Raw genomic sequence first — 807 nt, 5'->3', positions numbered from 1 at the left:
CGGCATGATTCACGGCTGAAAACCGAGCGGTGAACATGTCTGATCTTTTCTGGTTGACCGACGCGCAGATGGCGCGTCTTGAGCCCTTCTTTCCCAAGTCTCACGGTAAGCCGCGTGTCGATGACCGGCGTGTGTTGAGCGGGATAATCTTTATCAACCGCAATGGTTTGCGATGGCGCGATGCTCCCGCTGTCTATGGTCCTCACAAGACGCTCTACAATCGCTGGAAGCGATGGAGCGACAAGGGCGTTTTTGCCCGGATGATGGCCGGTCTCGCCGCCGAACACGGCGAGAAGAAGACCGTAATGATCGACGCGACTTATCTCAAAGCCCACCGGACAGCGACCAGCATGGGCGTCAAAAAGGGGGGCGTGCACGCCTGATTGGTCGGACGAAAGGCGGCATGAATACCAAGCTGCACGCTATTTGCGATAGCCAAGGCCGGCCGCTCAACCTGTTCGTCACCGCCGGTCAGGTCAGCGACTACATCGGCGCACGGGCATTGCTGAGCAGTCTGCCGAATGTCGACTGGCTGCTCGGAGACCGTGGCTACGACGCCGACTGGTTCAGAGAAGCCTTGAAATACAAAGGGATACGCGCCTGCATCCCTGGCAGGAAACAGCGGAAGAAGCCGGTGAAGTACGACAAGCGCCGCTACAAACGCCGCAACCGCATCGAGATCATGTTCGGCAGGCTCAAGGATTGGAGGCGTGTGGCGACCAGATACGACAGATGCCCGAAGGTCTTCCTCTCCGCCATCGCCCTCGCCGCAACCGTCATTTATTGGTTATGAGTCCTGACCCTAGA

At 58.2% G+C, this 807-nt stretch carries 1 protein-coding gene; it reads left to right on the top strand.

Annotated features, from left to right (window positions below):
- The first annotated feature begins 35 nt into the window (after positions 1–35).
- Positions 36–793 (top strand): IS5 family transposase gene (locus ACR0LI_RS20795; protein ID WP_480719187.1). Its coding sequence is split into 2 segments (ribosomal slippage): positions 36–357 and positions 357–793, totalling 759 coding nucleotides; the frame shifts between segments, so codons are not numbered across the junction.
- Positions 794–807 lie beyond the last annotated feature (14 nt).

It is taken from the genome of Ruegeria sp. CL7, from assembly GCF_056536445.1.
Note: the sequence above shows the minus strand (reverse complement) of the source record. Positions and strands in the feature narration are given on the sequence as shown.